The 14,396-nt window shown below is 69.8% G+C and carries 13 protein-coding genes and 1 tRNA gene; 10 read left to right on the forward strand and 4 right to left on the reverse strand.

All coding sequences use genetic code 11. The features are described from left to right. The 3 genes from J0695_RS02640 to J0695_RS02650 form a co-directional block, all read left to right on the forward strand. A partial coding sequence (locus J0695_RS02640) for an AIM24 family protein (RefSeq protein WP_206959766.1) occupies window positions 1-906 on the forward strand: 906 nt, incomplete at its 5' end. Between the two features lie 11 nt (window positions 907-917). After that, window positions 918-1,598 carry an AIM24 family protein gene (locus J0695_RS02645; protein WP_206959768.1) on the forward strand — a complete coding sequence of 227 codons (681 nt, stop codon included), beginning with the start codon at window positions 918-920 and terminating at the stop codon, window positions 1,596-1,598. Window positions 1,599-1,614: 16 nt separating this feature from the next. Beyond that, window positions 1,615-2,370 (forward strand): AIM24 family protein, encoded by a 756-nt coding sequence (locus tag J0695_RS02650; RefSeq protein ID WP_206959770.1) that lies wholly within the window; start codon window positions 1,615-1,617, stop codon window positions 2,368-2,370. A gap of 28 nt (window positions 2,371-2,398) precedes the next feature. On the opposite strand, the gene J0695_RS02655 is transcribed toward J0695_RS02650, so the two are convergent. Together J0695_RS02655 and J0695_RS02660 are read right to left on the reverse strand one after the other, a co-directional pair. Further along, a complete protein-coding gene (locus tag J0695_RS02655; RefSeq protein WP_206959772.1) occupies window positions 2,399-2,956 on the reverse strand; it encodes an NUDIX hydrolase in 558 nt (185 codons plus the stop codon). Then, window positions 2,953-4,353 (reverse strand): zinc-dependent metalloprotease, encoded by a 1,401-nt coding sequence (locus tag J0695_RS02660; RefSeq protein ID WP_206959774.1) that lies wholly within the window; start codon window positions 4,351-4,353, stop codon window positions 2,953-2,955. The genes J0695_RS02655 and J0695_RS02660 overlap by 4 nt, the downstream gene beginning before the upstream one ends. Before the next feature lie 192 nt (window positions 4,354-4,545). On the opposite strand from J0695_RS02660, the gene J0695_RS02665 reads away from it, so the two are divergent. The 4 genes from J0695_RS02665 (at window position 4,546) to J0695_RS02680 (ending at window position 7,672) form a co-directional block, all read left to right on the forward strand. Beyond that, window positions 4,546-5,655 carry an SDR family oxidoreductase gene (locus tag J0695_RS02665; RefSeq protein WP_206959776.1) on the forward strand — a complete coding sequence of 370 codons (1,110 nt, stop codon included), beginning with the start codon at window positions 4,546-4,548 and terminating at the stop codon, window positions 5,653-5,655. A gap of 100 nt (window positions 5,656-5,755) precedes the next feature. Beyond that, the gene (locus tag J0695_RS02670) at window positions 5,756-6,217 is read left to right on the forward strand and encodes a molybdenum cofactor biosynthesis protein MoaE (protein WP_206959778.1); all 462 of its coding nucleotides are present in this window, start codon (window positions 5,756-5,758) and stop codon (window positions 6,215-6,217) included. A 132-nt stretch (window positions 6,218-6,349) separates the two neighbouring features. Further along, window positions 6,350-6,508, forward strand: coding sequence for a hypothetical protein (locus J0695_RS02675; RefSeq protein ID WP_206959781.1), 159 nt, complete (start codon window positions 6,350-6,352; stop codon window positions 6,506-6,508). Window positions 6,509-6,571: 63 nt separating this feature from the next. Next, a complete protein-coding gene (locus tag J0695_RS02680) occupies window positions 6,572-7,672 on the forward strand; it encodes a YlbL family protein (RefSeq protein WP_206959783.1) in 1,101 nt (366 codons plus the stop codon). Window positions 7,673-7,693: 21 nt separating this feature from the next. Here J0695_RS02680 and J0695_RS02685 read toward each other — a convergent pair whose 3' ends face one another. Beyond that, a complete protein-coding gene (locus J0695_RS02685) occupies window positions 7,694-8,254 on the reverse strand; it encodes a PPA1309 family protein (protein ID WP_206959785.1) in 561 nt (186 codons plus the stop codon). Window positions 8,255-8,390: 136 nt separating this feature from the next. On the opposite strand from J0695_RS02685, the gene J0695_RS02690 reads away from it, so the two are divergent. The 3 genes from J0695_RS02690 to J0695_RS02700 all read left to right on the forward strand — a co-directional run bounded on the left by J0695_RS02690 (window position 8,391) and on the right by J0695_RS02700 (window position 13,455). After that, window positions 8,391-11,258, forward strand: a complete 2,868-nt coding sequence (locus J0695_RS02690) for a UPF0182 family membrane protein (RefSeq protein WP_206959790.1) — start codon at window positions 8,391-8,393, stop codon at window positions 11,256-11,258. 42 nt (window positions 11,259-11,300) lie between these two features. Beyond that, window positions 11,301-11,374 (forward strand) — tRNA-Met (locus J0695_RS02695). A 218-nt stretch (window positions 11,375-11,592) separates the two neighbouring features. Further along, window positions 11,593-13,455, forward strand: coding sequence for a tetratricopeptide repeat protein (locus J0695_RS02700; RefSeq protein ID WP_206959787.1), 1,863 nt, complete (start codon window positions 11,593-11,595; stop codon window positions 13,453-13,455). Between the two features lie 161 nt (window positions 13,456-13,616). On the opposite strand, the gene J0695_RS02705 is transcribed toward J0695_RS02700, so the two are convergent. Beyond that, on the reverse strand, window positions 13,617-14,396 hold a 780-nt coding region (locus J0695_RS02705), incomplete at its 5' end, for an ABC transporter substrate-binding protein (protein WP_206959789.1).

Below are 14,396 nucleotides of genomic sequence, written 5' to 3' on the forward strand. Positions count from 1 at the left end.
GCCCCGCAGGCCCCGGCCCCCGCTCCGTACAGCCCGCCGCCTGTGCACGCGGCACCGACCATCGCCGCGCCGATGCCGCCCATGCCGGTCCAGGGCGGCCCGGTTCCGCCGCCCGCCCCTGCGCCGGCGCCGTACGGGCAGCAGCCACCCCAGCAGCCCCAGTTCGGCCAGGTCCCGGGCCAGGCTCCCGCTCCGTACGGGCAGCCCGCTCCGTACGGACAGCCGACCGCTCCCCAGGGGCAGGGCCCCGGCCTCCAGGTCGCTCTCCAGAAGTACCGCGAGGCCCCCACCGGCCAGCGCTGGACCGCGCAGAACAAGTACCTGATGCGCGCCGACCTCAGCGCCGACGCCACCCCCGTGCTCGCCCGCCAGGGCAGCATGGTGATGTACCAGGGCAAGGTCGACTTCGGCTACAAGGGCGCCGGTTTCGCGGGTCGCATCGTCGGCAACGCCACCGGCCAGGAAATGCAGCTCATGCGCTGCACGGGCAACGGCCAGGTCTTCTTCGCCGAGAACAGCGCCCATCTGCATCCCATCGAGCTCCAGGGCGACGGCATCTGCGTCTCCGCCGAGAACGTCCTGGCGTTCGACGAGACCCTGCAGCACGAGGTCCGCAGGATCGAGGGGCACGGCATCCCCGGCGGCGCCCTGTTCACGATGCTCTTCCAGGGCACAGGCACTGTGATCGTCAAGACTCATGGCGTTCCGGTGGTCCTCCCCGTCACGCCCACCACCTTCGCCGACTCCAACGCCGTCGTGGCCTGGTCGTCGGCCTCCCAGGTGATCGTCTCCAGCCAGGTGAGACTGCGCCGCAACTCCTATCCGGGACACAGCGGCGAGACCGTGAACCTCCAGTTCCGGGGAGCACCCGGCAACTTCGTCGTCGTCCAGCCCTACGAGGTCTGAGGGAGCCCGTCATGAATCAGCAACTCGCGGGCTTCGCCCCGACACCGATCGCCGCCCGCATGGAGAACCACGGCAGCAAGATGCTCAAGGTCGCCCTGCAGACCGGCAACGACCTTCTCGCCCGCACCGGTTCGATGGTCGCGTACGAGGGTTTCGTGCAGTACGAGCCGAACCCGCCCGCCGTCCGCCAGATCGCCCGTGACTGGATCACCGGTGAGGGCGCACCTCTTATGAAGTGCTCCGGCGACGGACTGCTCTACCTCGCCGACTACGGCGCGGACGTCGTCGTCATCAACCTCAACAACGACGCCCTCTCGGTCAACGGCACAAATCTCCTTGCTCTCGACGCGTCCCTCCAGTGGGGTGTCGAGCGGGTCAAGGGTCTTGCCAAGTTCGCGGGCCAGGGCCTGTGGAACGTCAAGGTCTCGGGCAACGGCTGGGTCGCGATCACCTCGCGCGGCACCCCGGTCGTCGTCGACTGCGGCCGCGGCGAGGACGAGACCTACGTCGACCCGGATGCACTGGTCGCCTGGTCCCCGAACCTCAAGGTGAAGGGCAAGCGCAGCTTCAAGGCGTCCTCGCTGATCGGGCGGGGCAGCGGAGAGGCGTACCAGATGGGCTTCTCCGGCGAGGGAATCGTCGTCGTACAGCCGAGCGAGGACAGCACGGACCGCCTGCGGGCCCGGGGCTGAGGGGAGCGAACACACCATGCAGAGCCCGCTTTTCAGCTATACGGAACAGCAGACCCAGGACCGGTACACCGCACAGAACCCGCAGCTCCTGCGGGTCGCGCTGACCGGGCACGACGACGTACTCGCCCGCAAGGGATCGATGGTCGCCTACCAGGGGCTGATCGAATTCGACGGCGAGTACACCTCCCAGCAGCAGGGCCGCGCCCGCGCCGTCACCGGCGAGGGCCTGGACCTGATGCGCTGCTCGGGGCAGGGCACGGTCTACTTCGCCAACCTCGCGCAGCACGTCCATGTCGTGGACGTCGACCACGAGGGCCTGGTCGTCGACAGCTCCTACGTCCTGGCGATGGACTCGCAGCTGAGCTACACCGTCGTCGCCGTGGACAGCCAGTACGGGATCTCCGGCTCCGGCAAGTACCAGCTCAACATCACCGGACAGGGCAAGGTCGCGCTGATGACCTCGGGCCAGCCGCTGATGATGCAGGTCACGCCGGACAAGTACGTCAACGCCGACGCGGACGCCGTCGTCGCCTGGTCGGCCTCGCTGCGGGTGCAGATGCAGGCGCAGACGTACTCCTCGTCGGTCACGCGCAGGCGCGGCAACACCGGTGAGGGATGGGAGCTCAGCTTCCTGGGCCAGGGCTTCGCGCTCGTCCAGCCGTCCGAGGTGATGCCTCCGCAGGGAGCGCAGATCGGGCAGGGGCTGGCCGCCCAGTACGGGATCGGGCAGCAGGGCGCACATGCCCAGAACCAGGGCAACGCCTGGAGCTAGTGGTGCGCGCCCTGCGAGCGCTGTGTCCTCAACCGCCGGACGGGCTTGATTTTCCAGCCCGTCCGGCGCGCGTGCTCTCCACCAGCCGCACGACGGACGCGTCGGCCACGGCCGCCACCTCGTCGTACGCGAACCAGCGCAGGTCCAGCGACTCCTCGCTGATCGCCTCCACCGCCCCGGCCGGCGCCAGCGCCGCGTACTGCACATCGAGATGCCAGTTGCAGGGCGCCGGGATCGCGTGCCGGTCCAGAGTTACGGGACCGCCGCCGAGCAGCGTCAGCCCCTCGATGCCCGACTCCTCCGTCGCCTCGCGCAGGGCAGCCGCGGCCAGCGACCCGTCACCCGGCTCGCAGTGCCCGCCCATCTGGAGCCACATGCCCAGCTTCTTGTGGAGCGTGAGCAGTACGCGCCCGCGCTCCACATCCACCACCAGCGCGCTCGCCGTGATGTGCCCGGCCCCGCAGGCCTTCCACATCCCGTCCGGGTGCGCGGCCAGGTGATCCAGATAGGCATCACGCAGCTCGGCCTGGTGCCCCGTGCCCTCGTACGCCTTCAGTACGAGGGCCGCGTCGTCGTGCAGGTTCACTTCTCGGAGTCGCCCTCGTCCGGGTCGTCCTTCTTGGGACGGTTCTGGTCGGCGGCCTCGCCCAGCATCTTGTCCAGCTCGGAGAAGTCCAGCTGCTCGCGGTGGACGAAACCGTCCGGGTCGTCCAGGTCGGTCGCCGTCGGCAGCATGTCCGGGTGCTCCCAGAGCGCGTCGCGCCCGTCGACACCCCGCGCGTCCGTGAGAGAGGCCCACAGCCGCGAAGCGTCCCGCAGCCGGCGCGGACGCAGCTCCAGGCCGATCAGCGTGGCGAAGGTCTGCTCGGCGGGACCGCCGGACGCCCGGCGCCTGCGCAGCGTCTCGCGCAGCGCGTCCGCGGACGTCAGCCGGGTCTTCGCGGCCTCGTGCACCACCGCGTCCACCCAGCCCTCGACCAGCGCGAGCGCCGTCTCCAAGCGGGCCAGCGCGGCCTTCTGCTCCGGGGTGTCCTCCGGCTGGAACATGCCCTGCTGGAGCGCCTCCTGCAGCTGCTCGGGGGACTGCGGGTCGAACTGGCCGACCACGTCCTCCAGCTTGCTCGTGTCGACCTTGATCCCGCGTGCGTACCCCTCGACCGCGCCGAAGAGGTGCGAGCGCAGCCACGGCACATGGACGAAGAGCCGCTGGTGGGCGGCCTCGCGCAGCGCCAGATACAGCCGCACCTCGTTCTTGTCGATGCCCAGGTCCTTGCCGAGTGCCGCCACGTTCAGCGGCAGCAGCGCGGCCTTGCCCGCAGGGCCGAGCGGCAGGCCGATGTCGGTCGAGCCGACGACCTCGCCCGCGAGCACGCCCACGGCCTGCCCGATCTGCTGGCCGAACATGGCGCCGCCCATGGAGCGCATCATGCCGAGCAGCGGGCCCGCCATGGCCTGCATCTCCTCGGGCAGCACGCCGCCCATGGCCGCGCCGACACGCTCGGCCACCGGGTCCACGAGCTCCTTCCACACCGGGAGGGTCGCCTCGACCCACTCGGCGCGGCTCCAGGCCACGGCCGTGCTCGCGCCCGAGGGCAGCGAGGTCGCGCCGTCCAGCCACAGGTCCGCCAGGCGCAGGGCCTCCTGGACCGCCGCGGTCTCGGCAGGACCCACACTGGCGTCCTTGGTGCCGTCGGCGGTGCCCTGGGCGACCGTCTGGCGTGCGATGTCCTTGGCCATGTCCCAGTTCACGGGACCGCCCTCGTACGAGAGCATCTGGCCGAGCTGCTGGAAGGCCGCACCAAGGTCGTTCGGGTTCATCGAACCGAACATCGCGGCGAAGGGATTGTCGCCGCCGGCGCCGGGACCGAACCCGAACGGATTCGCCGGACCCTGGTTACCGCCCTGGCCGCCCTTGTTCTTGCCCTCGTCGCCGTCCTCCGGCTCCTCAGGCGGAACGCCGAATCCGAATGGGGTGTCACTCACGGGTTTCCTCGGCTCGTAGGGCCGCCGACCGGACGGTCGACAGCGATTGCCCGACAACACACCCAGAGTAAGGGGGCTGCCCGGTTCAGGGCTCGGTGCTCCGCCGACTCACGGCCTGCGGCAGGATGGACGCCACCTGGTCCGTACGTTTCTGTACGCGTACGTACTGAAGACAACCGCTGGAGACGCCCGGTGAGTTCCCCAGATCCGCAGGTTCGCGCAGCGCGAAACCTCTCAACCCCCACCCCCAAGGGACCCGTCGTCGCGGTCACCGGCGCCGCCTCCGGCATCGGGGCGCTGCTCACGGAGCGGCTGGCCGCCTCGGAGGAGATCAAGCAGGTCATCGCCATCGACGAGCGCAGAGGCGAGGTCGCCGAGGCGCAGTGGCAGATCCTGGACGTACGCGACCCGGCGATCGCCGAGAAGCTGCGCGGCGCAGACGTGGTCGTTCACCTGGCGCTCGATCTTGACCTGGAGACGGACCCCGCCGCCCGTACGGCCTACAACGTCCGGGGGACTCAGACCGTCCTCACCGCCGCCGCGGCGGCCGGGGTCCACCGCGTCGTCCTGTGCACCTCCGCGATGGTCTACGGAGCCCTTGAGGACAACGACATCCCGCTCTCGGAGGACGCCGAGCTGCGCGCCACCGCGGAGGCGACCGGAGTCGGCGACCTCCTGGAGATCGAGCGTCTGGGCCGCCGCGCGCCGCGCGCCCACCCCGGCCTCAACGTCACCGTCGTCCGCCCGGCCGTCCTGGTCGGCGGTACGGACACCGCGCTGACCCGCTACTTCGAGTCGCCGCGCCTCCTGGTCGTCACCGGGTCCCGACCCACCTGGCAGTTCTGCCACGTGGAGGACCTGGTGAGCGCCCTGGAGTACGCCGTCCTGGAGAAGGTCGACGGCGAGTTCGCGGTCGGCTGCGACGGCTGGCTCGAACAGGAGGAGGTCGAGGAGCTCAGCGGCATCCGCCGCATGGAACTGCCCTCCGCGATCGCTCTCGGTGCGGCCGCCAGGCTGCACCGGATCGGCCTCACGCCCTCCCCGGCGGGCGATCTGGCGTACACGATGCACCCCTGGGTGGTCAGCGTCGGCCGCCTCCACGACGCGGGCTGGCGCCCCCGGTGGACCAACGAGGAGGTCCTCACGGAACTCCTGGCCGAGGTCGCGGGCCGCCACACGGTGGCCGGGCGGCGCCTCGGCCGCAAGGATGCGACGGCCGCGGGCGCGGCGGGTGCGACGGTCGCGCTGCTCGGCGCGGCGGCGGTGGTGCGCCGGGCCAGGAAGGCGCGCAGGCGGATCTAGCGGATCGGGCGGGTCTCGTAGGAGGCTCCAACGGGCGGCGCGACAGGCCGGTCGGAAACGCCATTCCGCGTTGTCGGTCCGGTACGGCACGATGGGCACCATGGCGAACACCTACGACCACCCGGGCGAGCAGGCCGCGCAGGACCCGATCCGGCTGCTGGCGGTCAGGGACAGCCCGCTGAGCCTCGACGAGGTATTCCGGGCGGTCGGCGACGACGCCGCGGGCGGCACCGCGCTCTTCGTCGGCACCGTGCGCAACCACGACGGCGGTGCCGACGTCGACGCCCTCGGCTACTCCTGCCACCCCACGGCCGAGGCGGAGATGCGCCGGATCGCCGAGAAGGTCGTCGCGGACTATCCGGTACGGGCACTGGCCGCGGTCCACCGGGTGGGCGACCTCGCGGTGGGCGATCTCGCCGTGGTCGTCGCCGTCTCCTGCCCTCACCGCGGCGAGGCGTTCGAGGCGTGCCGCAAGCTGATCGACGACCTGAAGCACGAGGCCCCGATCTGGAAGCACCAGAAGTTCTCCGACGGCACGGAGGAGTGGGTCGGCGCCTGCTGAGGGGGCAACCGGCAAGGCGGCTGATACGGCAGCGCTGATTTGCGTAACCCGACCCCAGCAACGAGCGTTGAGGCAGCAGATGGTTAATCTGCTGATCAGTACGTTCTGCACGCACGGGGCCCGGAGGTCGGAATGGCAGCACTCGCCTGGTTGCTGATTCCCCTGCTGGCCGCCGTGGGCGCGGCGATATGGGGGAGCTGGGCCGGTCGTCACCGTACGACCGGAGACGTCTCCGAACTCGCCGGGTACGCGCGGTTCCGCGAGGCGATGGAGAAGGAACACAGCAGCTGAGGCTGCCCCCGTACGGACCGGCCCCAGCGGTGCACTGACAGACCCGTCCCGTACTGTCGTTCCATGCCACGCCGCACCGCGACGATGCTCGCCTCCACCCTCGTCCTCATCGCGCTGCTCTGCGCCGGTGTGCTCATCAAGGTTCCGTACGCGGAGATGAGCCCGGGACCGACGGTCAACACCCTGGGCGACATGAACGGCCAGCCGGTGCTGAGCATCTCAGGACACCAGACCTATCCGACCTCCGGTCATCTCAACATGACGACGGTCAGGGTCACCGGCGCGGACTACAACATGAACCTCGTCGAGGCGGTCTACGGCTGGCTGGCGCACGACAACCTCGTGGTGCCGCACAACACGCTCTACCCGGACGGCAAGACGGAACAGCAGTCCACCCAGGAGAACGCCGAGGAGTTCAGCCAGTCCCAGGAGAGCGCCAAGGTCTCGGCCCTCACCGAACTCGGCATCCCGGTCAAGTCCAGGACCGTGGTCTCCACAGTCGTCAAGGACAGCCCCGCCGAAGGCAGGCTGCACGCGGGCGACGTCATCAAGTCGGTCGACGGCACGGTGGTCAAGGAGCCGAAGGACGTCGCGAAGCTGGTGACCAAGCGCGATCCCGGCCAGGACGTCGTCTTCACCATCGTCCCGGCGAAGAAGGCGGCCGCGGCGGAGAAGGCGGGCAAGGAGGCGACGGAGACCGAGAAGGTCACCGTCACCACGAAGAAGGCCACCGACCCCGACACCGGCAAGACCCGTGCGGTCGTCGGCATCACGGCCGGGACCGATCACACCTTCCCGTTCACCATCGACATCTCGCTCGCCGACGTGGGCGGCCCGAGCGCCGGCCTCATGTTCTCCCTCGGCATCGTCGACAAGCTCTCGCCCGGCGAGCTGACCGGCGGGAAGTTCATCGCCGGCACCGGCACCATCGACGACAAGGGCGTGGTCGGCCCGATCGGCGGTATCGAGATGAAGCTGATCGCCGCGCGCGAAGCGGGCGCCCAGTACTTCCTGACGCCCAGCGACAACTGCGCCGACGCCGCTTCCGACACCCCCTCCGGCCTCAAGCTGGTGCGGGTGAAGAACATCGACGACGCGACGAAGTCGCTCGCCAAGATCCGTTCGGGAGAGACGGCCGGCCTGCCGAGCTGCTCGGCAAGCTAGCCGGCCGCTCTCCCCGGAGAGTTACGCCTCGAAGGTGGCGGCCAGCGCCTCGGCCAGCCCCGGCACCAGGTCGGCGCCGGTGAGGACGTCGTTCGGGGAGTCCTTCTCGCGCAGCCGCAGCGCCGATTCGCGCTTTCCGCTGCGCAGTACGGCCACGGTCATCCGGACTTCCTGGCGCTCGGGGTGCTTGGCCACCCAGGCAGCCAGCTGTACGTCGTCCATTCCTTCCGGTACGGACGCCTCGGCGGACGGCGGGAGCATGAGGCGCTCCACCGTCATCGCGCACCCGGCCACCGAGTCGGGCCAGGCGATCGTGGCAAGGAATTCGTCGAGCGGGGTGGAGTCAGGGATCTCGTCCTGCTCCACCGGGGTCAGCCCGGTGGCGGCCGGGCCGTCGTTGTCGAGGCCGAGCTGGGCGGCGATGCCCGGCTCCTGCGAGCGGAGTTTCGCGGTGTCTACGAGGGCGAAGAGACGGGCCGGCTGGTCCCAGCCGAGACCGGATGCGTACTCGTCGATTTCGAGCACCGCGACGGTCAGCGGGCTCGCGGCCATCGGGGGCCCTGAGGGGGTGGTGTTGGACATGGTCAATATCCTGCCCTCTTCCACCCCCGGAACGGGAACTGAGTAAAGCCTCAGTAAGTTGCATGAGTGGGCTCTACGATCGCGGGGCCCGCTCGACACGACCGCGAACTTCGAGGTGCGCACGTTGGCTTTCCAGATGCCGGACCGCGGCGGAGGCCCGACCGGGCCACGGATCAGAGTGGGCCGGCCGTCCAGGCGCGCCCGGACCCTGCTCATGACATTGGGGGTCCTGGCCGTACTGGCCATGGCGTTCGTCATGTTCGCGGGGTTCTGGACCGACTGGCTCTGGTACCGCTCCGTCCATTACTCCTCGGTCTTCACCACCACGCTGTGGACCAAGATCGGGCTCTTCCTCGTCTTCGGCCTGCTGATGGCGGCCGCGGTCGGCGTGAACATCTGGCTGGCGCACCGGCTGCGGCCACCGCTCAGCGCGATGTCCATGGAGCAGCAGTCCCTCGACCGCTACCGGATGGGCATCCAGCCGTACAAGAAGTGGCTGCTGCTCGGGATCACCGCGCTGGTCGGCCTGATCGCGGGCGCTTCCGCGTCGGGCCAGTGGCGCACCTGGCTGATGTTCGTCAACGGCGTGTCCTTCAACCAGAAGGACCCGCAGTTCAAGATGGACGTGTCGTTCTACGCGTTCGACCTGCCCTGGTACCGCTTCCTGCTCGGCTTCGGCTTCGCGGCCGCCGTGCTCTCGCTGATCGCCGCCGCCCTGGTGCACTACCTGTACGGCGGGCTGCGCGTCACGACCCCCGGAGCGCGCGCCACGGCTGCGGCCACCGGTCACCTCTCGGTGCTGCTCGGCGTGTTCGTCACGCTCAAGGCCGTCGCGTACTGGCTCGACCGGTACGGGCTCGCGGTGAAGTCCAGTGACTTCAAGGCCACGGGCAACTGGACGGGCCTGCGGTACGTCGACGCCAACGCCTACCTCCCGGCGAAGACGATCCTCTTCTGCATCGCCGTCATCTGCGCGCTGCTGTTCTTCGCGACGCTCTGGCGCCGCACCTGGCAGCTGCCGATGATCGGCTTCGGTCTGATGGTGCTCTCGGCGATCCTCATCGGCGGGCTCTACCCGGCGATCGTGCAGAAGTTCACGGTCCAGCCGAACGAGCAGGCCAAGGAAGCGCCGTACATCCAGAAGAACATCGATGCCACCCGTGAGGCGTACCAGATCGCCGACACGGACGTTGACGACTACACGGGCAAGAGCACGACCAAGGACACCGCCAAGCAGCGTGCGGACGCCGATCTGGCCGCCAGTTACCGGCTGATCGACCCGAACGTCGTCTCGCCGACCTTCCAGCAGCTGGAGCAGAAGCGTAAGTACTACGGCTTCCCCGCGACCCTGGACGTCGACCGCTACAAGGGCCAGGACACGGTCATCGGCCTGCGCGAGCTCAACATCGCGGGCATCCAGAAGCACAACTGGATCAACGACCACTTCACCTACACCCATGGCTACGGCGCGATCACGGCCAAGGGCACGGCCACCGACTCCAACGGCGCACCGGTCTTCACGGAGTCCGGTCTGCCGACCACGGGCAGCCTCGGCGAGTACCAGCAGCGGATCTACTACGGCGAGAAGACCACGCAGTACTCGATCGTCGGCGGTCCGCAGAAGGAGCTCGACTACGAGGACAACGGCGAGAAGACCACCAGCTACGCGGGCAAGAGCGGGGTCAGCCTCTCCAACCCGCTGAACCGTGCCGCGTACGCCGTGACGCTCGGTGAGCCGCAGCTCCTCTACTCCGGGGCGATCGGTGACGGATCGAAGATCCTCTACAACCGCACCCCGAAGCAGCGCGTCGAGGCGGTGGCCCCCTGGCTCACCATCGACGGCGACGCCTATCCGGCGGTGGTCGGCGGGAAGATCCAGTGGGTCGTCGACGCCTATACGACGACCAACGGCTACCCGTACGCGTCGCGCACGACGCTCGGTGACACCACGGCCGACTCGCTGACCGACAACCAGCGTGCGGTGGTCGCCCAGCAGAACCAGGTCAACTACATCCGTAACTCGGTGAAGGCGACCGTCGACGCGTACACCGGCGACGTGAAGCTCTACCAGTGGGACAACGAGGACCCGGTCCTCAAGACCTGGATGAAGGCGTTCCCGGGCACGGTCAAGGCGAAGAGCGAGATCCCCACGGATCTGATGTCCCATCTGCGGTACCCGCAGGACATGTTCAAGGTCCAGCGGGAGCTGCTGACGCGCTACCACGTCACGGACCCCAAGCAGTTCTACAGCGGCAGTGACGCCTGGCAGGTCCCGAACGACCCGACCACCAAGGACAACCGGGCCGTACCGCCGTACTACCTGTCGATGAAGATGCCAGGGCAGAAGGCGGCGGGTCAGCAGTTCTCGCTGACCACGACCTTCACCCCGAGCGGCAGGCCGAACCTCGGCGGGTTCATGGCGGTCGACGCCGATGCGGCAAGTCCTGACTACGGCAAGATCAGACTACTGAGAGTGACGTCTGAGGTGCCGGGTCCCGAGCAGGTGCAGAACAAGCTCAACGGTCTGCCGGCGGTCGCCAACTTCGTGCGCGACATGAAGGGCGCCGACTCGGACATCGAGTACGGAAACCTGCTGACGGTGCCGCTCGACGGCGGATTCCTGTACGTCGAGCCGGTGTACGCCCAGGGCAACAACTCGCACTATCCGCTGCTGAAGAAGGTGGCCGTGTCGTATGCGGACGCCGATTCGCCGGACGGTGACACCACCGCGTTCGCCAACACTCTGGGTGAGGCGCTGAACGAGGTCTTCGGCGTGGACGGTACGGGCACCACGCCCCCACCGGACACCGGCACCACCACGCCGCCGCCCACCGGTGACAACGCCACCGCCAAGGAAGCCATCGCCGACGCCCAGAAGGCGTACGACGACGGTCAGGCGGCGCTGAAGAAGGGCGACTGGGTGGCGTACGGCAAGGCGCAGACCGCCCTGCAGGATGCCCTGCAGCGGGCTGCCGACGCCGAGGCGAAGGCCAAGAAGAGCTGAGAAGCAGCCACCCCGCACCGTGGTACGGTTGAAACACAACGGCGCGGGGTGGAGCAGCTCGGTAGCTCGCTGGGCTCATAACCCAGAGGTCGCAGGTTCAAATCCTGTCCCCGCTACTGAAGGCCAAGGCCCGGATCTCGGAAGAGATCCGGGCCTTCGTCATGCATACAGTCCTTTGCCTCTGTCATGTGACGGTCCGAAGAAGGCGCCGTACGGGGGGAGTTGGGCCCGGAATGGGTTTGACTTATCTCTCTGTGGGCATGTCGACAAAACGCTGAAGTGACCTCGCTGGCTGCGGTATACCAGGTGTACGCGGGTTGCAGGTGGTGGGACGATGGTATTTATGGGGGACAGGGCAACTCTGTTGGAGACAGGGCGGTTTGTGCAGACGCACGCCGATATCGGAGCGGACGCCGAGAGTGAGGCGCGCTACCGGGGCGCGGCCGAGGGCGGCGATGCCGCGTCGATGAGCGCGCTCGGCGCTCTGCTGCTGCGCCGCGGCGATCTTGATGGTGCAGAACCCTTCCTGCGCGCCGCCACCGCCGAGGGCGACCGGGCAGCCGCCAATAATCTGGGTGTTCTTCTCCATCAGCGCGGCTACGCCGACGAGGCCGCCGGATGGTGGCGGATCGCCGCCGTCGCGGGCTCCGCGGCAGCAGCCCACGCACTGGGCAGGCACTACCGCGAGCGCGGCGACGAGCCCGCGGCCGAGTACTGGCTGCGCCAGTCCGCCGAGTCCGGGCACGCGCTCGGTGCGTACGCCCTCGCCGATCTTCTGGAGCACCGCAGCGACGTCGGCGCCGAGCGCTGGCTGCGCGCTGCCGCCGAGCAGGGGCACCGTGAGGCCAGCTACCGGCTGGCGCGTCTCCTCGACCGGCAGGCGGACGAGGCGGCCGAGTACGCGGAGCCCGCGCGGCACGCGGCCCCGCGCACCGGACCGGCCGGCGAAGCGGGCCGCGGCGCGGCCACGGGCGCCGAACAGCCGGAGCCCGCACGCGAAGCAGAGCAGTGGTACCGGCAGGCAGCCGCGCGCGGCCACCGGCGGGCCGCCCTGCACCTCGGGGCGATCCTTGAGAGGCGCGGCGACCTCAAGGAGGCCGGCCGGTGGTACCTGACGTCCGCCAAGGACGGCGAGGCGCGGGCCGCCTGCGCGCTTGGCTTCCTGCTGCGCGACGCGGGGGACGAGGAGAGCGCCGCCGTGTGGTGGCTGCGCGCCGCCCAGGACGGCGACGGGAACGCCGCCAACGCGCTCGGTGCGCTGCACGCCGCCCGCGGTGAGCAGCAGACCGCCGAGCGCTGGTACCGGGCCGCGATGGACGCGGGCGACGTCAACGGTGCGTACAACCTCGCGCTGCTCTGCGCCGCCCAGAACCGCAACGCTCCGGCCGAGCAGTGGTACCGGCGCGCCGCCTACGCGGGCCACCGCGAGGCCGCCAACGCGCTGGCCGTCCTGCTGCTGCAGGGCGGCGACCCGGCCGGTGCCGAGCCCTGGTTCTCCAAGGCCGCCGAGGCCGGCAGCGTGGACGCCGCGTTCAACCTCGGCATCCTGCACGCGGGCCGCGACGACGACCGTACGGCCTTCGTCTGGTACGAGCGGGCGGCAGCCGCCGGGCACACCGAGGCGGCCCTCCAGGTCGGCATCGCGCTGCTCAGGGACGGCGAGGAGCAGGGCGCCGAGCGCCATCTGCGGTGCGCCGCGGGCGGTGGCAGCGCGGAGGCGGCCTTCCGCCTCGGTGCGCTGCTCGACTCGCGGATGCCGCCGCCCGGGCCGCCGATCCTCGGTGAGCCGGTGACCGAGAAGAGCGAGTGCGAGGAGTGGTACGAGCGGGCCGCCGAGCAGGGGCACCGGCGTGCCCAGGTGCGCGTGGGGATGCTCGCCGCGTCCCGCAACGACGTGGAGGGGGCCGCGCGCTGGTACCGCGAGGCCGCCGAGGCGGGCAGCCGCAACGGCGCCTTCAACCTGGGGCTGCTGCTGGCACGCGAGGGCAATGAGCGCGAAGCCGGGCTGTGGTGGGCGCGCGCCGCGAACGCGGGCCACGGCCGGGCCGCGCTGCGCATAGGGCTCCTCGCGATCCGGCGCGGCGAGCTCGCCGAGGGGCAGAAGTGGTGTGCGCGGGCTGCGGAGCTGGGTCCTGCGGAGGTCGCGGAGCGGGCCTCGCGTCTGCTTGAGGCGCTGCGGCAGGAGCTCAGCGCGTAGGGCCTGCGTAATGGGCCAGAAGCGATTTGCGCTGGTCGGCGGGGGGACGTACAGTCATGTTTACCGACGCGGGGTGGANNCTGCCCCCGCTACTCAGTAGCACCGAAGGCCCGGACTCGAAAGAGTCCGGGCCTTCGTCGTCGTCCGTCCGAGTGCTGGGTTTACGGTTTGTGGCCCACCGCCTCCGCATACAGCGAGCGGTCGACCGTCCTGTCCTCGGGCAGCGCGTCCCCCTTGGAGACGCCCGCGTCGCGGTACGACTTCTGCAGCCGGTCGGTCGTCCCTTTGCGGATCTCCCAGTCCATGCGCAGTGACGGGGTCGACTTCAGGATCGACTCGTCGGTCTTGAGGAGGGTGGCGAGCGATGCGGTGAAGGCCGGGTCGCTCTTGTAGTCGCCGGCGAAGTAGGTGTTCACCGTGCGGATGTACGCGCGCAGGAAGGCGACCCCGGCGTCCGGGTCCTTGTTCAGCAGGCTCGGTCCGAAGAGGACGCCGCCGAGGGGCTCGCCCTGCGGCTGCCCGCCCAGGAAGGCGTACTTGGCGTCGCCGTCGACCTTGCGCCAGATCGGGTCGAGCAGCCAGGCCGAGTCGACGCCGCCGTTCTGCAGCGCGGTCAGTACGTCCGCGGAGCCGAGCTGCTGGAAGCCGATGTCGGTGAGGCTGCTGTGGTGGGCCGCGAGGGCCTTCTCCATCGGGTACGAGATCACCGAGCCCTTGCCGATCATCGTGCCCATCCTGCTGCCCTTGAGGGAGACGGACGAGGCGCTCTCGCCGTCCTTGAGGCGGACCCAGAGGCCGCTCTTGGAGGCGGGGGCGGGGGAGAAGTTGCCGGCGACCCATTTGATGTCGAAGCCGCCGATGATGCCGTTCATGACGGCTGCCTCGGGGGCCGCCCACTGGGCGTCGATGTCGCCCTTGGCGAGGAGGGGGAGGGCGTCTGG

This window comes from Streptomyces beijiangensis, assembly GCF_017315755.1.
Lineage (GTDB): Bacteria > Actinomycetota > Actinomycetes > Streptomycetales > Streptomycetaceae > Streptomyces > Streptomyces beijiangensis.